We start from the raw sequence: 21,389 nt of genomic DNA on the forward strand, positions 1-21,389 counted from the left end.
TACCAGAAAAAACGCAAGACAACAAAGGGACCTTACATCCAGTTATGGATGAAGGCCCCCTGTCCTACATCTATATAAACGCTGACACCAGCAGTTCTAGAAAAAGCCGGTGCGCGGTCATACGACGTCAGTTGTTTGAACTGAGATAGGACGTTTTGTTACTTCCACTATATGCTTGTCATACTGAAAATGTTCTTTCGTTTAGAGAAGCACACTCCCCATTTTTAATTATTTCGCAGGAGCTCCACCTGGAACGGCAGGTACATTAAACGAGTTCTTCGCCGTTGTTCCGTCCTTGTCCGTTTCGTAATTAAACAGGGTACCATCCTTGGACCAATTCGCTGACTTCAGTGTCCCCTCTATACTGCGTTGTTCAACCAAATTTAGAGCATCTGGTTCATTGGCAGATTTGGAGTATATACTGATTTGATCACCGATAAGCATAACTACATAGGAGCCGTCAGGTGACTTCCATTCTTTTGGTGCTGCTGTTGTAGTCATTCCCTGATCCGATCCTGCTGCGAATCCTTTGTTCCCTCCAGAAGCGTCTGCACCTGCACTGGAATCAGGTACAGTGTTACCTTCAACCGGAACATCTTCAGTTATATTAGGTGTTGCATCCTGAGAAGTGAAGGATTGGGCATCTCCATTTTCTGTTTCTGTTACTCCATTCTCTTCCCCATCTGCAGAAGATTTAGGAGAATCTCCTGATCCCTGAATTCTCTGCTCAGAATCTTGGTTCTGAGCCGGATTCTTCTGATTATCGGTCGAAGGAGTTCTGGACGAATTATCCTGCGGTCCTTTATTCGGAGCAGGCGTTGATTCGGTAGCCGGTTGTTTAGGTGTCGGATCTGACTGAACTTCAGGCTCCTGTACCTCATCTCCACCGTCTTCAGGAATTGTTTCTACGTCTTGGTTATCTGGTTTAGTTGGTGAAACATTCGATTGATCCACAAACACATCATTGCTGCTTGGTTGGGACGAAGTGGCAGGATCATAATTTTCAATATTCTTGCTTAATGAATTCTCATCCAAATTGCCGCCCTCTTGAGAAGCTCCAGAGCTCATCAGCATGGAATCGGCATTCTCAATCTGTTCAGGCGGATTTCCCCAGATGGCGAATCCCAATATAACTGCCGCAGCCGCTGCACCCATGGACATACGTCCTGCCATCGAGTTAAGCCATTTTTGCTTCGTTTTCCGCTCACTTGAACGTTGTAAATTCTCAAATGTAGCGGGGACAGGATTCATTTCCTGTATGGTGCTACTTTGTTCCTTCCGCGCTTCGTCAATAGCATCAAGCTGTGGCATAATCGCATCAACCAGACTAAATTTTGGGCTTACTTGCGGTAATTCTTCCAGTTCTCTGGAAAGAGCTCTGAGTAAACTAAAATTTTCGGCGCATTCCGGACACTTTGCCACATGCTGTAGCATCTGCGCGGTTTCCGCCTCGCCCAGATCATGATCCAGATAGCGGTGCATCCATTCCACCACCTCTTCGCATTTCATCCTGTCACACCACCTTTCTGATATTCCTGTAGTAGATTCTGTAATTGCTGTCTGGCTCTAAATAAATAAGATTTCACCGTATTCAACGGAAGATCGAGACAATCCGCAATTTCATTGTAGGATAAGTCCTGCAAATATCTTAGAACAATAACGGTACGATGATGCTCCGGAAGCTTGTTGATCGCATCCTGAATGTCTTGGGCCACATATGTAGACATGACCTCGTACTCCACATCCTGATTATCCTGAAAAACCATGTCATGTTCGTCAATGGAGACGGACGGCTTGGTTCTTCTGAATTTATCAATACAGATGTTCGTGACGATGCGTTGTACCCATGTTTTAAACTGGGCCTTTTCTTCGTATGAGTTGATTTTGGTGTAAATTCGGATCAACGCTTCCTGAGCAGCATCCAAAGCGTCCTGTTCATTATTTAGAATGTAATATGCGGTCCGATAGACATGTTGTTCAATCTCCCGCAATAGGGTAATTAGAGCGTCGCGATCGCCCGATTGAGCGGCTCTGATGAGTTCCGGCTCTACCACAAAGGATCCCCCTCTCCCTGCAACCTTACAGACGTAATCATCAATAAAATTGTTGCAAAGTTAAGTATTTTTTAATTTGCCATAACAAAATAACGGCGTATGTATTAGGGCCGCTGAAATCTTCTCTTAGAATAACAGAAATTGCATAACGAGTCACCAAACGTATCCAAAAGCGATTCCATTACTTACACGACTCAATTCAAATGCAATGGCATACATTATAGCTAAGCACTTTTTTTGGTTCCGAAAATAAAAAAAGTCGAAATTTGTCCAAATTTAAGCTATTTTTAATGCAATTTTCATGAAAATGGTGTATTGTAAATTTACATTCATAAACACGAGGTGATGAGCATGCCAGCTCTAGCGAAAATTCAAGCTTTAAAAGAACAAATGCCCAAAGAATACCAAAGTATTTCCCATTTTGTAGAACATGCATTGGAGTCCATTGATACTCTGGTCGAGGAACATCGGAAGTACGTAGCTGCACAGGCATTATACGGCGATAAAATCGTTGGAACGGAAGAACGTTTGTATAGAGAAACCGTACTTGATGTCAGAGCACAGCTGTTGATGACTCTTGAGAAAACGGTAGAAGATCTGTTGCACAAGGGCGACAAACACTGGAACAAACACTTTAAGGATGGCGTAGAGTAGTTCTTATATTTCTTCTACCATTTGAAAAAATGGCCCGTTTTCCGGTATTCTCCCTAGTGGAGTGTAACGGAAAGCGGGCTTTTTTTGCGCTGTGCTGTAACGATCAGCTTGCCATTAAGAAACCCTAAAACTTCCTAGAGCTACTTCTCCGGCAATAATTTTATTCCAAGTGGACTGGGACCACTTGTATTTCTTATACGGATCAGAAGAGAAGAATTGGTTGGAATCGTTAAGCATCTCCGTCACACTGGAAGGCGCACCTCCTGCGTAGGCAGAAACTGTTTTTCCTTTTGCATTACGGAAGACAATAGAGTAACTTCGATCACCGTATTTAATCTTTTCAATGAATGAAGGTGGGTTTATATGGGATAGTGCAATCGATACGTAAGGCACAAACCTTAGAAAACCGAAGGTTTGTACCTCTTTTTGTGTGATGAACTTATCGATTGTAATAAGGGCCATTTCCTGTGGATTCATTCAAGGACAACAACTGAGAAACCGTTACGAATTGGTAGCCTTGCTTTTTTAGTGATTTAAGCATTTGGGGCAGCGCCTCAGCTGTAGAAGCGTGAATATCATGCATAAGTACAATCGAACCTGATCTGATGTTTTTAGCAACCTCTTTATTTACAGCTTGGGCGTTCCAGCTTTTCCAATCCAGCGAATCCACAGACCATAAAATAATGGGTGTTTTCTGTTCTTTGGTGACTTTTTTGACTGATTCATTCATAGCACCATAAGGCGGGCGGAATAGGGTTGGTTTTTCTCCAGTCGCATCTTCGATTCGGTCCGATGATTCTATGATTTGTTTACGCACCTCACTCAGGCTCATATTCGCCAGATTCGGATGACTCTTGGAGTGATTGCCGATCTCGTGGCCGGCCTTAGCAACCTTTTTAGCCATATCAGGATAATACTCTACTTGTACGCCCAGCATGAAGAAAGTAGCCTTCGCGTTGTACTCCTTCAAAGTCTTTAGAACTCTAGGTGTCACCTTTGGGTGAGGCCCGTCATCAAAGGTAAGAGCCACATATTTCCCTTTAGGATTAAGTGGAGGCTGAGTTGGCTTCTTCCCTTTTGGCTCATCGTTATTTCCATAAGTGATATTCCATTTTTTAGTGAGGTCCTTTTTCAAGTAGGAATGCAAGGATTTCAGTGGAATGTTCACTTGGATTGTTCCGGCTGCACCAGCAGCGATCTCGTATTTATTAAAGTATAAAGTAAAGACTCCGTTACCTATGGACCATTTCCATTCAGATGGATTTTTTATAGATTTTTGAAGTTCTGCTTCGAATACATAAGAGTGGACGTTTTTCTGTTTCTTCAATTCTTCCTTCACGATTGACATAATATGATTAACAGCTGCTTTGTCATAAGTCATAATATCGGATAAATTCAAAATTTTATTTTCAGCTGTGTCGATATTAAAAGATTTTATTATCGATTGTCCATTAGCACCGCCTGTGGTGATTTGATAGGAAGTGAACACTAAACTATATAAGTGATCATTAATTTTATTCGTATCTACTGTAATATTCAATTCAGCACGATGATCGCCTTGAAGCGTTTTTGCACCGATCCCAACCTGGGTTAAGAATTTCTTTTCCTGATCATTGACCCACGTCTGAATAGGAGTATTAATCTCCTTGCTATTTGTTAGGACGTTGCTAATCGACAATATATAATGCTTCGTATTCTTCGTCCTTGTTTCAATATTTAAGCCTGGGTATGCACTGGGTGACACTTCAACGTACTCTGTAGAGCTGTTGTTTCCAGCTAGAACATTTTGCACCATTAGATTGATTCCTAGAATCCCGCCAGCTAATACAATAAATCCAACCAGCCAAACGGGCCACCGTGTTTTCTTCCTTTTGTTCATTTCAAATCATCCTTATCTTTATTCTAGTCATAAAACTGCAAGTCATTGTCTATCATTTCTTCCGGCGATGGCGGCCCAAAACTCTCGAAATACGATACCTGATGAAAAATCAACCACCAGTTATTCACATAAAACATCGATGACAGAAAAGCACCACTGAGTGCCTTCACTCTCGACAGATGGATAATGAGGAGCCACGCAGCTGTGAAGAGCATCCCCTGAGCCCATTTGATATTAAGATGGTAGGCCATGACAGCCATGACGGATAATGCCCATAAGCCATCAAGTCCTGGCATATAACGTTTACCGTCGCCTCGTACCGGTGCAAAGTTCCGGATTAGACTTCCGAAATGATTCGTGTTATCATGCATTTTGCTTTCGTCCCTATCCTTTTTGATTTGTCGCTCATAGGCAGGACGCCGAAGTTGTGAAAAAAGTTTTCTCTTCATTAATATAATTAATGAAGAGAACAAAACAATTTCATGGAACTTCTACCTTTAACACTAAAAAAGCATCCCGTAAGAAGAGAGTCTTCGGGATGCCATATTCAGAATAATCGTCATGTTTCCAGCATAACACTTGAATTAATTCACTTTTGCAGATTTTGCGGCTGAACCTCACTACACTTCATATAACGGAGATTCTGTGCAACGTCGAGCAAAACGATCATCACGCCATAGGCTCCCTTAGTAAGCTGCCACCTTTTTCAAATTGAAACGGAACTCCGGTGAACCCACATATCCCGGCGCGATACTGTATTTCGGGAAGACGATAACCAGTTCGCCTTTTTCAATATAAAACGACTGTTCCGTGAACATCCCTTTGAATTCTTCCAGGAAGTATTGATCGGGATCCTTTCTCATTTGCGCAAGAATATCTGCATCAAGCTTTTCTTTATAGTTAGAACCGAGGAGATCCTCCAGTGTCACGCGCTGAGCCGCAGAGGCATTTGTCAAGTTGTAGGTATCGATCCGGGGCATGCTTGTTCCGCCCCTGTAACCTTCCGTGATTACTTCAAGCGAAACTACTCCTGCCGGGTTTCCAGTTCCGTCCGACTTTAGCTTATAGCTGACGTAAAATTCATAGGGGTGAAACTTCTGGTGATTTACTTTTGCCTTTTTGGCCGTTTCTGCGGCATCCTTCTCCCACTGAGCAAGATCCTTTTGTGCACGGGATAAAAGGATGCCATTCAGTTCATGCTGGTATCTGGTGTCCAGCATGCCGTCCAGCTGCGGTACCTTGATGTTCACAATAAGGTTCTTGCTTGTTGTGCTCAGTACCTTCTCCACGATTTTTACTCCTGTAGCCGAAGGGACGGTTGCATGTACCTTAGAGCTGACAGTTACGTTCGCTGAAACAGGTGCCGTGGCCAGCGCATTTGCAGATAAGCTCGCTGCGCCGACGCCGAGCATGGCTACACAGCCCATGGCCCCCATCTTCATGTATTTTATCGTTTTCTTTTTCATAGCTTTCATCCTCCATCTCTTTGTATGAGTGTCTAATTACGCACACTCATTGGCTAGACGCATGAGATGGTACAGAAAGTTTTGGAAAATCAAAAATAGAACAATGTCTCTTCGACGTTTGCGTTTGCCCCATTCGTCCTTCTGCATGATAGTGATGAAAAGACAATGACAGTCCAAGCTTTGCTTGAAATAATTGAGAAATTAAAAGGACAGGTCTATGAATTCAAAGTAATAACAAAAAAAACCGGCGCGGGGTACCCGATCACCGATCTCTTCCATTACTTAATGTATTTGTTACTAATCAGAACGTCTTTCAACACATCCGTGGGAATGACGAATTCCACAGAACCCATATAGCCTGGCGCGACGTCATATTCGTTGAAAGCAATCACCAGCTTGCCGTCGTTGTTGATATAGAAGCCTTGATCCTTCGCGATGCTCTGGAACTCACTGGTGATCGGCACGTCGGTAGCTCCCGGAGCCCAGTAAATCTTATTAGGGTCCGCTCTCATTTGCACCTGCATCTGCTCTTTAACGTTGTCGCTGATGAGCCGCACATAACGATCGTCCTTGAACAGTATCGGCAGGGTTATGAGGATTTGGCTTTTCTTATCGATCGTATCAAACTGAAGCTCCTCTGAGGATGAACCGGTGGTCTCGACCACGTATCTTTGTATAGATAAAATCTCGTCGTTGTCCGTCTTTACTTCATATCCGACATCAAGTCCCAGATGGCCTCCGCCTTGCTTCTTCAATTCGCTGATTTCCGCCTGGAACTTTTCGTAAAGCGCTTTGTTCTCCTTCATATATTTCTCGTTCAACCCGCTTTGCAACTGCTCATTCTCCATATCGGTAATGGAAGGCACTTTAATATTCGCATTGTAATTAGACTCGTCAACCACGTATTCCTTGAACGTGAACACCTGGATAATCCGGTCCACACCTGGTATGGATGACAAGGCTTTCGCTACAGGAGGACTGACATTGATCGCAACAAGGAACATGAACGCAGCCGCACTGGAAACGGCTAACCATCTGTACTTTGAGCCGCGGCCCCTCCTTCCCTCCTTAGAGAATTTATGAATCGATTGGTTTACAATGCTATCCAATTCATCAGGAATGGGTATTTCTTGATATTCTTTTCGCAGTTGTTCCATATTATTGTTCATCTTACTAGATCTCCTTTGGTTGTTTCATCATTCATTTTGATTCGCAATAGCTGATGCGCCTGATACAGCCTTGTTTTAATCGTATTCACATTCTCATCCAGTACAGCAGCAACTTCTTCGATCTTCATGTCTTCAAAATATCTCAGTATAATGACGCTCTTGTATTTATCCGGCAAGGATTCGAGCGTTCGCTTCAAATCAATGTCCGTATACGTATCTTCTGCCCCGAGGCTGTAGGTTTCGATCATTTCATGATCCATCGCCTGAACCTTTTTGTTTCTGCGGAGAAAATCTAGGGCGGTATTCACCACAATCCGGTAAAACCAGCTTTTGACCGCATCTGGGTTCTTCAAAAGTTCGAGATGCGTCATCGCTTTGTATATGGAGTCTTGTACAATATCCAGGGCATCATCCTTATTTTTGACATAGCTATAAGCAAGTCGGTATACGTTCTCTTTATGCTCGGTAATACAGTGTGTAAGAATTTTTTCAGTTTTCCTATTAAACATGGTCGATTATTCCTTTTCTATATAAATCTTTTGTCGTAACAAGAAGTAAGACGTATACGGGTTCCCAAAAAGTTTTCGCATCCAAAAATTTTTTACTTCTGCAAACCGTTCAACGCTCTCACAAGCAGGTCAGCATAAACCTCGGCGCCTCTACGCTTTAAATACACCCCGTCCTTTTAAAAATAATCTTCCCTTCTTTCACTTGCCGAATACCAGTCTACTACCGATGACCGAATTCATTTGAAACTTTTGTAATGTTCTCATTGACGGTATCCTGCCATTTCCAGCATGAAATACTTCAAGTCCTCTTCAGCGGTTAGGCCTTCTCCGCTAAAGCACGAGTAGAAGCCGGTAAACTGAAATTCTCACCCACCATGAAATTACGAAAAAAGTCGTTCGCAGCGAAACGACTTTTTTCTTTTATAGGTCAACTAAGTACTTTCTTTCTCTATTTCCCACTTTTCCTCAACATGTGTATGTTAGAATATAGTAACTTCCTTAGTCTATCTCTTGTTGAATATAGTTATTTAAGATGGAGGTCAATATTTAAATGACAAACACCCATAGAATTAATAGGCCGCGCGGAAAAATACTTGCAGCTGTATTAACTGCCATTTTCATTTCACTTGCAATGGGGATATATCACTATGTCCCTATAGATGAAAGAATAGAGAATACTTACTATTATTCATTCGGGTATACATTTGCAGTTGGATTATTGATTAACCTCGCTATTTTACTTTTCTTAATTACGCCTCTTTCAATATTGGTGGATGGATTACTTTTATACAGAAAAAAAGATAATACCTATATGAGATTGCTCGTTGCTATTGCAGCATATGTTCTATTAGGCTTCACAGGTGGGATCATCTACTCGATATTTACACTTAACTTCAATACTTTTTCCGCTCAGACGATCCACATTGTGGTATGTTCTCTTGTCTTTTTAACCTTCCAGTTGGTATTAAATCGGAGTTTTCTTCACTTATCTTCACACCGATAAATAGATCGAGTGCCGTCACATCCGTTTTTTTATAAACTCTTCAACCTGCATACTATACGGTCTAGTAAAATCGTCACTCAACTCCAACCAACTTGTAACGAATATTGAACTTTCCATCTTTCACTCTCATCTGAACCTCACCCATCTGATCCGTCCGATAAATATCTGACCCGGTAGCCTCCAAACGTCCCATTACTCCCGGATTGGGATGTCCATATGTATTGTTAACACCGGCAGATATGACGGCGGTTTTGGCGTTCCAGTATTGGAGCCAGGCTTCGGTTGAAGACGTTTTACTCCCATGATGAGCGACCTTTAGAACGTCAATGGATACAGATGCCGCTGAAGCATCATCTGAATTAACCTGCAACGGGCGTGTAAGTCCCCTTTGTACAACTCCCTCTGTAACTCCAAGATTTGCACCTTTCTGTTCAAACTGGGCAGCCAACGAGCCATCCTGAATCATATAAAGCAGGTCCTGCTCGGCTGCTGCATCCATATCTCCAGTGAATAACATGGAAGCCCCGGCCATTTCCAGCAAAAAGACAACGGAATCATGATTTTGGTGTTCAGATACAGGCAAATTGCCTGATGCATTTACATCCATATGTGCCAGATCCGGAGCTAAAAAATGTAAACTTGTCTCTTTATCAGCCTTATAGGACATGCCCTGCCGAATGGCGTATAGAGGAATGTTCCGTTCCATGGCTGTGTCCAGTAACTTATCAAAGTTATCCTTACCGCTGGTCGTTCCATTAAACATGAAACGTTTAACCGGAATCTGTTCTAGCACTGCCTGTAGACCTCCGGCATGATCCTGGTCAGCATGTGTGACAATTACAGCATCCAGTTGATGGATGCCTCTTTTTTTCAATAAAGGAACAACAACCTTAGCACCTACCTCATACGGATCACGTCTTGTTTTCCATGATTGTTCGGTGTTCCCAAAGTTAACCGTTCCCCCGCCATCCACCAAAATGTGTTTGCCTTGCGGGGTTGTAATCAACGTGCTGTCCCCTTGTCCAATATCCAAAAACTGCACGATACCGGTTCCAGCAGGCTGTGGAGTTTGATATGCCCACCATAATCCAGCAATAAAGCTGAGCGCGAGCAACCCGCACAACCATTGCTGAACTTTACTCATTCGTTCATGTGCATAATATCCTGCACCTCGTGCGGTAAATGCACTTGTATATTCCGGCCAGGCAATACTGGCTCCTAATGCCGTTAATGATGTTTCTTTTCCACTTACACGATTCTTACCTTGATCCTGTGCCACGGTAGACATCGAAGAGCGAATGCCCACATTCCCCATGGAAACAAGAGGTTGTTGCCTCACAAGAGGTGCCGTATCCTCCTCAATAAACGCTGTTTCTCGCTGCTCACCGTTACCACGATGCATCAGGTAGAGTAAGGCATACAACACGGTATAATATGCAGCAATCCACAACAGGGAAGGTGTTGCCCAGATCAATACAAAACCTGGCAGGCTGTTCATCCACTCCACGCTTACAAACGTCAGTTGATTCAGTTGAATCGCAACCCACGCGAGAGGTTTTGCCAAGGGAACCCATATAAATGATAACAGCATGGCGACCGTCCCCAGAGGTAATACAATGGCGCTAATCAAAGAAACAAGCAGAAAGTTGGCCACAAATGAAAGTAATGAGAACTGATTAAAATAGAGAATGGTTACTGGGAACGAAATCAGCTGAGCGGTCACCGTAACCGATGCTGTTGCGGCAAGAGATTTCGGCCAGCTGCTGAACAGTCGGTTAATCATTGGCATGTAGATCATCAAACCTGCGGTCACAAGAAAGGATAACTGGAAGCTCACGCTTAGCAAAAAGTACGGGTCCCACCACATCATCAGCAACGCTGCTGCACTGATCATCTGCAGGCCGTCTCTCGCGAGGCCGCGACGTGCCATATACAAACCAATCATGGACATAATCCCTGCTCGAATAACTGAAGGTGAACCACCAGATAACAGTACATAAGCTGGCACCAGGATCAGAACAATCGTGAGTGCCGTCTCTCTGGTAAGCCTTAACCAGGATAAAATAAGGAGAAGAGAAGCGACATATACAGCGACATGAGTTCCGGATATTGCCAGAATATGCGTTAGACCCAGTTGTGAAAACTGACCATAGGTGCCAGGATTGATATCAGTAGCCATCCCGATAATTAAACCCTTCATATATCCTGCATGAGGCTCAGGAAATAATCCCTCGACCGCCGAGCCCAACTTATGCCTTGTCCAATCCGTCCACCGTAATACGTTAAATTGTCCAAGCCCCTCAGGAGGCGTAGCTGTGACCGAACTGGCTCCCTTCACTTTGAACAACCAGTGGATGTGCAGGGTTCGCAAATAACTGCGATAATCGAACCCACCAAAGTTCCTGGCTTCTCCAGGATGGGCAAAAGAACCATTAAGTGTAATTGCATCGCCCCTCTTCCACCCCGCTGCTACCTGTTGTTCTTCTTCCTCTAACAGTCTGACTTGTACCATCAATTGTTCATCTATTTTAAACGCAGATGATGATGCAAGATCTGTATCTGCTGACGAATCCGATATTGGCAATATTGAAGACATCTGTATCTTAAAGTCAGCCCGATCTCCATCAATGCGTACATCTGACACAAGCTCACCCTGAATTTTGGCTGCCATAACGTCCATCTCATCAGCAGCAACATGTATGGTCTCCGGCAGACTGCTATGATTGCGTGCGTCATTCCACTCCCAATGTGCAGCACCTCCAATAAAGGCAGCAAGTAAAAATAAAACAGACCATCCACGTACATCCACGAAACGCAGCAAAAGTGGTAGACACGCCAACGCTCCAATCATCCCCCAGATTAACGTCCAGCCTGTTAACGCACATGCTATCCCGCTCCCGCACATCCAGCAAATCGTAAAACTTAGTAACGGTCTGCCTTTCATTCGTACCCCTCCTTCATGTCACCCGTTGAACGCAGAAAAACCCCCGGAAAGCCAATTCAGGCTTGCCGGAGGTTCTCCCTCTCGTATTCGACCATATTCACATTAATTGCTCACAGTCATCATCGTTTCCCGCGGGGGCTGGTAATTCTCCAGCCTGCGGAACGTTATGCCCTTCTGTTGCATCATATCCGTAACCTTGCCGGTATCTTTAGGATAAGAACGATGAAAGACGATTTCTGTAATCCCGCTATTCGCCAGCATATTAGCACATGTCCAGCAAGGTTCGTCGGTCACATAGACAGATGAGCCTTCGCGGTCAATTCGATCTGTGAATAAAAGTAAGTTTTGCTCCGCATGAATTGTGCGAATGCATCGTTGCTTTTTCACCATTTCTTCTTGCCCATCGGTTACGACCAACTCATACTCTTCCGATATCATGCAACCTGCTTCAGAACAATCCGGGACGCCGGTGGGTGCACCATTATAGGCTGTTCCCAGCAGTTTCTTCCCTTGAACAAGAACGGCACCCACATGACGACGCGAACAGCGGGAACGGGTAGAAACCATATACGCGATGTCCATAAAATACGTATCCCAGTCCTTGCGTACCTCTACTGTACTCATGCTGCTTTCCTCCCGCTCAACACATTTTTTTATCTTAATCTTACTGGATCTGCACATACGGTGCCATCTTCTCCAGCATCTTCATGCCGATTCCTTTGACCTTTGTCAGATCACTGACTTTCGCAAAAGGACCATGTGTATTACGATAGTCCACAATAGCCTGAGCTTTCTTCTCTCCGATTCCGGGAAGCTCCGTAAGCTTGGAGACAGGTGCAGTATTCACATCAATCTTACCATTGTCGCTAGCTTCCTCACGAACTACAGGTGGATTACTGTTCGAGCCCGTCTCGGAGGTAACCGAAGGATTCGAATTCGTACTTTGCGTAACTGGTTCAATCGAATTTGAGGTGTCCGGTGGATTATCATTCGTCTGACTTGTAGTTTGAACAACTGAATCACCTTCAACCCCAACGCTCGCAAGCTCTTTAGACTCTCCTGCCTTTGCCTCATTCCCAGTCTGCACCCCACTTGCATCCGTTCCCGAAGATGCTCCCGTGTTGCCCTGAACCGAAGTAGCCGACTGTACAGCAGGGAGTTCCTGCTCTATCGTCGGCTTCTCGGTGCCGAGCCGCAAGGGTTCCCAGCCACTAGGTGGTTGTTCACTTTTGCCCGACCATAATATAAGTATACTTCCAACCACCGCAGCAGCAATGGTCATCCCTTTGTTCCATCTCATTCTTCCACACCTCTCCCTGAATTCAAAATCATTCATTTCGAACACGGGCGGTGCTTCCGAACCGTTGAACTTTCCAGATGAAACAAGTTGTTCATTTTTCATGTCATGTGAAACAGGTCCTCACGCATAGAATAGAGGGAATGAACTGCGCCAGTACCGTAAAGCATGAAAGGAGGCCTGAAACAATGAAGGTTGGATTTATCGGAACCGGCAGCATGGGCAGCCTGCTGATCTATGCCCTGATCCAATCGGGTGCACTTGAGCCCCGGCAGATCGCCGCCAGCAATCGAACCCCGTCCAAAGTACGACAGTTATCCCTCCGTTACCCCGGTCTGCATGAATCCCAGAGCAATCGGGAAACGGTGATCCGAAGTAATATTATCTTCCTGTGCGTGAAGCCGCTTGAATTTAAACATGTCATTGACGACATCCTGCCTGTCGTGAATCCCAATCATATAATTGTCTCGATCACCAGTCCCGTGCAGCTGCGCCATCTGGAATCTTCACTTCCTTGCAAAGTCTCCAAGGTAATCCCCAGCGTCACACACCAGGTTGGCAGCGGCGCGTCCCTGTGCATACACGGCGAACGAATGACCAGTGAAGACCGCGCTGTCTTAGAAAGTCTGCTTAGTCATATAGGCAGGCCGTACCAAGTGGATGAAGCCTGTACACGAATCACATCCGACTTCTCCAGCTGCGGACCTGCATTCATATCGTTCTTTTTGGAACAGTGGATCGAAAGTGCAGTGAAGCTGACAGGCATCAAAAGGGCAGATGCCTGTGCTCTGGCTGGCGAAATGCTCCTGGGAACAGGCAAGCTGCTCACCGAGGGAGGATTCACACCTCAAGAGCTTCAAGCTCGTGTCGCTGTACCTGGCGGTATTACCGCTCAGGCACTTGCACTGCTGAAGGTTAGTCTCGACGGTGTTTTCGACAGCCTAATCCACACGACACATGACAAATATGATGAAGATTTGGTAAAGCTGGATGAACTATTCCGAGCCGGTGAGATTAACCGGCAACAATATTAACGAGTTTGCCTGGAACGGCAATGACCTTGCGAATGGTCTTGCCTTCCAGCGCCTGCTTAACAGGTGCCAGCTCCATCGTAAAGTCCTGCATACCCTGTGCATCCAGATCCTTCGCGATTGTAGCACGAGTTACAATTTTACCATTTACCTGAACAACGATTTCTACTTCCGCATCCACTGTCATGGACTCATCATATTCAGGCCAAGCCACGTAAGAGATCCCACCTTCGTGACCCAAACGGCTCCACAGTTCCTCTGCCATATGCGGTGCCAGTGGTGACAACAGCTGCACAAATTTCTCCATCGCTTCACGAGGCAGTGTGTCCGCTTTGTATGCATCGTTGATGAAAATCATCAGCTGGCTGATGGATGTGTTGAAGCGCAGATGTTCCAGATCTTCCGTAACTTTTTTGATCGTTTTGTGAGCAGTCCGTTTGAACTCATCCGTTCCACCGTCCACCGTAATCTTGTCATTGATGGCTCCTGTGTCTTCGTTAATGAAGAGACGCCATACACGTGACAGGAAGCGGTGCATGCCTTCAACCCCGTTTGCATTCCACGGTTTTGTCGCTTCCAATGGTCCCATGAACATCTCGTACAGACGCAATGTATCTGCACCGAATTCATTGACGATTTCATCCGGGTTAATAACATTACCACGGGATTTACTCATTTTCTCATTATTGGTACCCAGGATCATACCTTGGTTCACCAGTTTGTGGAAAGGCTCTTTAGTCTCCACAACACCCAGATCATACAGCACTTTGTGCCAGAAACGAGCGTACAGCAAGTGAAGTACGGCGTGCTCTGCTCCGCCAATGTACAGATCAACTGGCAGCCACTGCTGCTGTTTCTCCTTGGAGATCAGTTCCTTGTCATTGTGCGGATCGATAAAGCGCAGGTAATACCAGCAGCTACCCGCCCATTGTGGCATGGTGTTGGTCTCACGACGTGCCTTCATTCCCGTTTCCGGATCTACCGTATTCACCCACTCCGTAACATTCGCCAGTGGTGATTCTCCAGTACCCGAAGGTTTGATCTGGTCGATATCAGGCAGCAGCAGTGGAAGTTGATCCTCAGGTACTGTCTTCATCGTTCCGTCTTCCAGATGCAGAATCGGGATTGGCTCACCCCAGTAGCGCTGACGGCTGAACAGCCAATCACGCAGACGGTAGGTTACTTTCCCTTGTCCTTTGCCGTTCTCTTCCAGCCAAGCAATCATCTTGGCAACCGCTTCTTCATTGTTCAGTCCGTTCAGGAAATCGGAATTCACATGCGCGCCATCACCGGAATATGCCTCTTGTGTAACGTCTCCACCTTGAATAACCTCAATGATATCCAGACCAAACTGCTTCGCAAATTCCCAGTCACGTGCATCATGACCCGGAACAGCCATAACCGCACCCGTACCGTAACCTGCAAGAACGTAATCAGCAATCCAGATCGGCAGTTTTGCACCATTAACGGGATTGATTGCATAAGCCCCAGTGAATACACCTGTTTTGTCTTTGGCCAAATCTGTACGTTCCAGATCACTCTTACGAGAAGCCTGCTCCTGATAAGCCTGAATCGCTTCACGTTGGTCATCGGTTGTAATTGCTTCTACCAATTCATGTTCCGGAGCAAGTACTGCAAAGCTCGCACCGAACAATGTGTCCGCACGGGTAGTGAAAACCTTAATAACTTCCTCGCGACCCTCAATGGCAAATACCACTTCTGCACCTGTTGATTTACCGATCCAGTTACGTTGCATATCCTTGATGCTTTCAGACCAATCCAGCTCTTCCAGGTCTTCCAACAGACGCTCTGCATACTCGGTAATTCTCAGGACCCACTGACGCATCGGTTTACGTACTACCGGATGTCCACCACGTTCACTCTTGCCATCAATAACCTCTTCATTAGCCAGTACCGTTCCAAGCGCTTCGCACCAGTTAACTGCGACTTCATCCACATAAGCGAGGCCCTTATTGTACAACTGGATAAAGATCCATTGTGTCCATTTATAATACTCAGGGTCCGTTGTGCTGATCTCACGATCCCAGTCATAGGAGAAACCAAGCGATTTGATCTGGCGACGGAAATTGTCAATATTACGGAATGTAATATCTCGTGGATGTTCACCTGTATCCAGTGCATGCTGCTCAGCAGGCAGACCGAAAGCATCCCAACCCATTGGGTGCAATACATTGTAACCGCGCATACGTTTGTAACGGGAAACGATATCTGTTGCCGTATATCCTTCCGGGTGGCCTACATGCAGACCCGAACCGGATGGATAAGGGAACATATCCAAAGCATAAAATTTCGGTTTAGCAGGGTCCTCACCCGTTTTAAACGTTTTATTTGCATCCCAGTATTGCTGCCAACTTTTTTCCATGACTTGTGGCTGATAGCCGTGTTTCGACTGGTTATTCTCACTCATCTATTGTTCCTCCTTCAGGTTATTCGCTTTAGCTTTAATTGCAACAAAAAAACCTCAGCATCCCGTAGCGTTTGCAGCGCTAGGGACGAGAGGTTGAATTCCCGTGGTACCACCCTAGTTAGCGGACGAACGTGCTTCGTCATCCACTCCCTTTGGACCTGTAACGGCGGTTAACCGATGCGGATTTCCATTCCTGACCCCTAGCTTTATCCAAGCAGGTTAAACAGAATGTTGTAATCACCGCATTTCTCCAAGGCGAGTTCGCAAATCACTGTCAACCGGCTTGCACCAACCGCCGGCTCTCTGTTATGTACAGGAATTACTACTGATCCTTATCATCGAAATATGTATACAATATCGGGACCATTATATAAAAAAGCAAGCCCAAAGTCAATATTACACGTTATAATCGCCATCTTGAAGTCTACGGTTCGTACTGTTCATAACGCTGGTTGCTGTTCAGGATAACCGAAAACGCTCAATGCCTTCCTCCAGATTATGAATGGTCCAATTCACATGTTCCTGATTATCATATTGACGATAAGCGCACTCAATGCGCAGCACCAGATCAAAGTACAAGTCATAGAGACTTCTTCTTTTCAGCTCACTTTCAGTCGTAATCGCATGCCCATACCCTTTCACAAAACCGGGCGTATAGTTAAAATGACTGAAATAATGCTCCATCAGAGGATCTGCCCACAGTGAACGTTCAAAATCAATAATCGCTGTGATACGACCTTTGTCTACTAACACATTGCCATCCCACAGATCCCAACTGACAAGAACAGGTTCTTTGACATCGTTAAGCGCATCCGACTTATCTTCAATCAAGCGTCTCAATTCAGTATAGTCGATCGAAAATGTAATTCCGGCTTCTTCCCCATCGGTAAGAATGTCATCCATCAGATTCATAAATGCTTCTTTCCATGTGGAATATCGCTGTTTTTGCTCCGAGAAATATCCAAACTTCTCACCCTTGATTTCATTAATTCGACGATTATAACGCCCCAGTTGTTGTTCAACGGCTTCCTGCTCTTCCGTAGAATATTGATCCTTGACCTGATTATAGGGTGTTCCAGACATGTACTCCATGATAAAATAACGCGCTGAAGCCATAGTTAACGAATCATCATAAGCCAACACTTGGGGCACGGGAACATCCTGTAGCTCCTTGATGAGGCGTAGCGCCTCAACCTCGGCAATCATGAGATCCTGCTCACAACGCATCAGATTTGTCGAAGCCGACGGTGCAATTTTCAGTACCACTCGCTGTTCGTTACTCAGTGTGATGAGATATGCATGATTGGCCCAGCCATCCACCATTTCCTTGTAGTCCTCTATACTTGCAGAGAAATGCTGCTCTATTATGGCATTCAGTTGTTCTGACGTAAGTCTTGTTTTATATGTACTTTCCACCTCTACACCTCACCTCGACTATTGATCCCATTAGAAAACGCTTTCTATCCGACTATTATCGCCTCCTTTGCTTTAACTGGCAATACTTTTTGTCACGCTCGTAAGTCTTTCCTAGCAGTTCTTTGCCGGATTACAGAAACTTTTTATTCATTCTCCATGGAAAATCAAACAAAAAAACTGCCCTTATACAAACATAAGGACAGTTCTCATTATTCGCTCTTACTTCACAGCCACGTAGAACAAGCGCTGTGCGCTGTCTCCGGCCTCTTTCCATTCAAAATCCGCATATACCTTCACGTCTCTAAAGCCTGCCTTGGATAACTCCAGCTTCATCCAGTCCGGGTTATATGCACGCTGGACATGAACTTCTTCAAACCGTTGGTACATATCCTTGTTACCATCATCCACACGCGAAAAAATACTGAGATGATGTTCGATCTCACAGCGATCCTGGTCCAGATCACAAGTCCAAATATACGACACGGAGCGCTCATCCAGTACAAAAGGCTGCTCCTCATCATAACGAATAAGCGTATTGGGATGATGCACATCAAACAAAAACGTTCCATCAGGCTTCAGCATCTCGTATGTCCGTTGAAATGTTCGAACAACATCTTCTTGTTCAAGCAGATAATTGACGCAATCACAGAAAGATATCACCGAATCCACAGGCTCCGGAACTCGCCATTCCCGCATATCCTGCTGCACCCAACGTACACTGCCTTCCCGATACAAGCGATGACCCTGAGGCGTAGCCTCCATCTTGCTACGTGCAACCGACAGCATATCTGCTGAAAGATCAATGCCTGTAACTTCGAAACCGGAGTTCACGAGCGGGATCGTAATGGAGCCCGTTCCACAGCCAAGTTCAGCGACACTTTTGGGCATTCCATGCTTTTCCCATGCTGTTCTTGCAAACCTTATCCAGTCCGGATAAGGCATATCTTCCATTAATTCATCATACACATAGGCAAATTTCCGGTAAGACATGTCAGGCACCGCACTTTCAATTTCATTTTCCAATCCTGCTAACAAAAGAAAAGACAGGGGCATCCGGTGTTTACCCAGCCTATCCCTGCCTTCTCCGAGTTCCATATTACAACTATTTAATCAAAAGAATTACTTGTTTTCACTTTGATCCGCAGGAGCAGATTCGGACAGATACGTCCAGCTTTCCTTTTGGACCACCAGTCCGTCCTTCATCAATTTGCCCAAGGCACGCTTGAACGCAGACTTACTGATGCCAAAGCGCTGCTTGATGATATCCGGCGGAGTTGCATCCGAGTAAGGCATGCCGCCCATAGGACGCTCTTTCATAAAGGCGAGCAGCTTGTCTGCATCTTCGTTACGTCCAACTTGTTTGAGTTGAGTCATGGCCAGATTCACACGTCCGTCTTCACGTACCAGTGTCACCCGACATTTCACTTTCTCACCAAGGCGCAGCATATGACTACGTTCAGATGAATGAATCATACCAATCGCGCCAAAGCCCAGTACACCGCCCTCTACAAGTACAAAAGTACCCATCTGCAGAGGCTTGTATACCGTCGCTTCAACCCACTCGTTTAACCATGAAGTTGGAGCATGGAAAGACAATGGTGAAAGCTCACGTTCCCCGGCCAATTTGGCACGCAGACGTCCCTGCTTGTCATGTTCCATGATTACAAAAACTTCATCCCCCACTTGAGGACGCAGTTCTTCCAGTTCAGGCAGTTCACGAATAGGAAGCAGCAATTGCCGTCCAAGTCCCATTTCCAGGAAACAGCCCAGTCGTGGGTGAACATCAGCCACAACCAGTCGTGCCATTTCGCCAAGCATGAGATAAGGCTTTTTCATCGTTACGGCCAGACGATCTTCGGTATCAAAGAATACAAATACCTCAAGCGTCTCACCAATTTTAATATCCCGCGTTAACTCGGTGTAGTGAAGCAGTACATCTTCCGATCCTGTCGTCAAAAAGAAGCCAAACGGAGACACTTCACGTGAAACCGGCAAAGAGACGACTGTTCCAGCAATCAAACTCATACAGTTTCCACCACTTTGGCATCAGACCATAGTCGTTCAATGTTGTAGTATTCACGCTCGTCACGGTGGAAGATATGAACAACAACATCGCCCATGTCCATCAATACCCAACGTGCGGAATCCATACCTTCGATACCTTTGATCGTCGCTCCGGCTGCATGAGCCTGTTTGCGAATTTCAGTGGCAATGGCTTGTACCTGTGTATCGGAATTCCCGTGACAAATAACAAAATAATCGGCCACCAGGGAAACATTAATCAGATCCAATGCTACAATATTGGATGCCTTTTTGTCGTCAGCGGCAGCAACCGCCATATTCATAAGTTCTTTCGATGATACTGTCATGAACCAACCTCCATAATCTATAATTGTGCAATCAAGTCATTGCGCGACAGCATGGTCAAAGGATAAATGACACGTCGCTGCGAGATCAGCAAGCTGATCGTCGAATCGAATCCGGCAATTAAACCTTCCTCCAGACTACGTTCAGCCTGTTCGCGAATATGATCCACTCCCGGGAAATCTCGTCCCGGCTCAATGTAATCGGCAAGACATACCACTTTGTCCAGCAAGCTCATGCCTACCCGACCCGAGGTATGCCACCGGATGGCATTAATAACTTCGGAATCTTCCACACCGTAATCACGCTTGGCTACAAAAGCACCGACTTCGGAATGCCAGAGTTGCTTGTCATGCTGCAGAAGTTCCTGGTTTAATCCGTTATCACGGATGACCGCTTCCATCTCGGCTACGGGCCAGTACTTCGCCACATCATGCAATATCGCTGCCAGATCTGCTTTCACAGGATCAGCCCCGTATTTTTCAGCCAACATCACTGCCGATTCCATTACACCCAGTGTATGCTTCCAGCGTTTTTCCGGCATTTGTCCGGATACGGCTTGAATCAGTTCATCACGGCTTAGTGCCATATAAACCGCTCCTTACAATGTATTGGTGCACCTCATCAGGAATCATGAAGCGTACCGAATGTCCTTTGGCCAGACGTCTGCGTACGGCTGTCGATGAAATATCGACCAAGGGCATCTCGGCCAGCAAGACCCGATCCTGTAACTCGTCTGGTAAATCATCCAGATGTAACTGGAAGCCCGGCCGACCAACTCCGATAAAGGTTAAGCGTTCGGCAAGTTCTTCAATCTGCTCCCATTTGGGAAGATAGTTCACCATATCCGCCCCGATAATGAAATAGAATTCATGTTCAGGATGGCGACGCCACAGTTCCTTCATCGTATCGATGGTATAAGACACTCCGCCCAATTCCATCTCGATACCCAACACCTCATATTGCTGCACACCCTTCACAGCTGCTTCCGTCATATCGAGACGTTGCTGTCCCGAAGCTCCGGCTCCGCGTTTGTGAGGTGGAACATGGGAAGGCATGAACCAGATCTCATCCAGTGCATGTGAGTCCCTTGCCGCTTCAGCTGCCAGGAGGTGTCCCATGTGGATCGGATCAAACGTACCACCCATGATGCCGATCTTCACCCGCGTCACGCT

Annotated in this window: 20 protein-coding genes and 1 other annotated feature; of the genes, 2 read left to right on the forward strand and 18 right to left on the reverse strand. The window is 45.5% G+C overall.

The window, feature by feature from the left end; genetic code table 11:
• Positions 1-228 precede the first annotated feature (228 nt).
• On the reverse strand, positions 229-1,509 hold the full coding sequence (locus QVE09_RS13600; protein WP_315937178.1) for an anti-sigma factor family protein: 1,281 nt from the start codon (positions 1,507-1,509) through the stop codon (positions 229-231).
• Positions 1,506-2,054 (reverse strand): RNA polymerase sigma factor, encoded by a 549-nt coding sequence (locus QVE09_RS13605; protein ID WP_017687205.1) that lies wholly within the window; start codon positions 2,052-2,054, stop codon positions 1,506-1,508. Before QVE09_RS13605 ends, QVE09_RS13600 begins: the two co-directional genes overlap by 4 nt.
• A gap of 351 nt (positions 2,055-2,405) precedes the next feature.
• On the opposite strand from QVE09_RS13605, the gene QVE09_RS13610 reads away from it, so the two are divergent.
• The gene (locus tag QVE09_RS13610) at positions 2,406-2,708 is read left to right on the forward strand and encodes a hypothetical protein (RefSeq protein ID WP_145323317.1); all 303 of its coding nucleotides are present in this window, start codon (positions 2,406-2,408) and stop codon (positions 2,706-2,708) included.
• 114 nt (positions 2,709-2,822) lie between these two features.
• On the opposite strand, the gene QVE09_RS13615 is transcribed toward QVE09_RS13610, so the two are convergent.
• The 9 genes from QVE09_RS13615 to QVE09_RS13655 all read right to left on the reverse strand — a co-directional run bounded on the left by QVE09_RS13615 (position 2,823) and on the right by QVE09_RS13655 (position 12,978).
• Positions 2,823-3,185 (reverse strand): hypothetical protein, encoded by a 363-nt coding sequence (locus QVE09_RS13615; protein ID WP_315937383.1) that lies wholly within the window; start codon positions 3,183-3,185, stop codon positions 2,823-2,825.
• Positions 3,148-4,587, reverse strand: coding sequence for a polysaccharide deacetylase family protein (locus QVE09_RS13620; protein WP_315937179.1), 1,440 nt, complete (start codon positions 4,585-4,587; stop codon positions 3,148-3,150). The genes QVE09_RS13615 and QVE09_RS13620 overlap by 38 nt, the downstream gene beginning before the upstream one ends.
• 23 nt (positions 4,588-4,610) lie before the next feature.
• Positions 4,611-4,958, reverse strand: a complete 348-nt coding sequence (locus QVE09_RS13625; protein WP_315937180.1) for a hypothetical protein — start codon at positions 4,956-4,958, stop codon at positions 4,611-4,613.
• 315 nt (positions 4,959-5,273) lie between these two features.
• Positions 5,274-6,053: a DUF3298 and DUF4163 domain-containing protein gene (locus QVE09_RS13630; protein ID WP_315937181.1), complete on the reverse strand. Its 780-nt coding sequence runs from the start codon at positions 6,051-6,053 to the stop codon at positions 5,274-5,276.
• 278 nt (positions 6,054-6,331) lie between these two features.
• Positions 6,332-7,222 carry an anti-sigma-V factor RsiV gene (rsiV, locus tag QVE09_RS13635; RefSeq protein WP_315937182.1) on the reverse strand — a complete coding sequence of 297 codons (891 nt, stop codon included), beginning with the start codon at positions 7,220-7,222 and terminating at the stop codon, positions 6,332-6,334.
• Positions 7,219-7,731 (reverse strand): RNA polymerase sigma factor SigV, encoded by a 513-nt coding sequence (locus QVE09_RS13640; protein ID WP_315937183.1) that lies wholly within the window; start codon positions 7,729-7,731, stop codon positions 7,219-7,221. The genes rsiV and QVE09_RS13640 overlap by 4 nt, the downstream gene beginning before the upstream one ends.
• A gap of 1,076 nt (positions 7,732-8,807) precedes the next feature.
• A complete protein-coding gene (locus QVE09_RS13645) occupies positions 8,808-11,678 on the reverse strand; it encodes a ComEC/Rec2 family competence protein (RefSeq protein ID WP_315937184.1) in 2,871 nt (956 codons plus the stop codon).
• Between the two features lie 102 nt (positions 11,679-11,780).
• Positions 11,781-12,302: a deoxycytidylate deaminase gene (locus QVE09_RS13650; protein WP_315937185.1), complete on the reverse strand. Its 522-nt coding sequence runs from the start codon at positions 12,300-12,302 to the stop codon at positions 11,781-11,783.
• 40 nt (positions 12,303-12,342) lie between these two features.
• Complete coding sequence (locus QVE09_RS13655; RefSeq protein WP_315937186.1) at positions 12,343-12,978, reverse strand: ComEA family DNA-binding protein; 636 nt, start codon at positions 12,976-12,978, stop codon at positions 12,343-12,345.
• Positions 12,979-13,163: 185 nt separating this feature from the next.
• Here QVE09_RS13655 and comER point away from each other — a divergent pair, with 185 nt between their 5' ends.
• Positions 13,164-14,009 (forward strand): late competence protein ComER, encoded by an 846-nt coding sequence (comER, locus tag QVE09_RS13660; RefSeq protein WP_315937187.1) that lies wholly within the window; start codon positions 13,164-13,166, stop codon positions 14,007-14,009.
• Here the strand turns inward: comER and leuS are convergent.
• The 7 genes from leuS to QVE09_RS13695 form a co-directional block, all read right to left on the reverse strand.
• Entirely contained in the window at positions 13,990-16,434 is a 2,445-nt protein-coding gene (gene leuS / locus QVE09_RS13665) for a leucine--tRNA ligase (protein WP_315937188.1), read from the reverse strand. The two genes, comER and leuS, sit on opposite strands and share 20 nt — an antisense overlap.
• A 78-nt stretch (positions 16,435-16,512) precedes the next feature.
• Positions 16,513-16,782, reverse strand: a binding site (T-box leader).
• A gap of 111 nt (positions 16,783-16,893) precedes the next feature.
• Entirely contained in the window at positions 16,894-17,850 is a 957-nt protein-coding gene (locus QVE09_RS13670; protein ID WP_315937189.1) for a phosphotransferase family protein, read from the reverse strand.
• A 219-nt stretch (positions 17,851-18,069) separates the two neighbouring features.
• A complete protein-coding gene (locus QVE09_RS13675) occupies positions 18,070-18,840 on the reverse strand; it encodes a class I SAM-dependent DNA methyltransferase (RefSeq protein ID WP_315937375.1) in 771 nt (256 codons plus the stop codon).
• Between the two features lie 129 nt (positions 18,841-18,969).
• Positions 18,970-19,875, reverse strand: coding sequence for a CvfB family protein (locus QVE09_RS13680; protein ID WP_036668546.1), 906 nt, complete (start codon positions 19,873-19,875; stop codon positions 18,970-18,972).
• Positions 19,872-20,219: a ribosome silencing factor gene (gene rsfS, locus QVE09_RS13685; RefSeq protein ID WP_036615136.1), complete on the reverse strand. Its 348-nt coding sequence runs from the start codon at positions 20,217-20,219 to the stop codon at positions 19,872-19,874. The genes QVE09_RS13680 and rsfS overlap by 4 nt, the downstream gene beginning before the upstream one ends.
• 17 nt (positions 20,220-20,236) lie before the next feature.
• Positions 20,237-20,803 (reverse strand): bis(5'-nucleosyl)-tetraphosphatase (symmetrical) YqeK, encoded by a 567-nt coding sequence (gene yqeK / locus QVE09_RS13690; RefSeq protein ID WP_315937190.1) that lies wholly within the window; start codon positions 20,801-20,803, stop codon positions 20,237-20,239.
• A complete protein-coding gene (locus QVE09_RS13695; RefSeq protein ID WP_074095918.1) occupies positions 20,787-21,377 on the reverse strand; it encodes a nicotinate-nucleotide adenylyltransferase in 591 nt (196 codons plus the stop codon). The genes yqeK and QVE09_RS13695 overlap by 17 nt, the downstream gene beginning before the upstream one ends.
• Positions 21,378-21,389: the final 12 nt, after the last annotated feature.

It is taken from the genome of Paenibacillus sp. ClWae2A (assembly GCF_032452295.1).
Lineage (GTDB): Bacteria > Bacillota > Bacilli > Paenibacillales > Paenibacillaceae > Paenibacillus.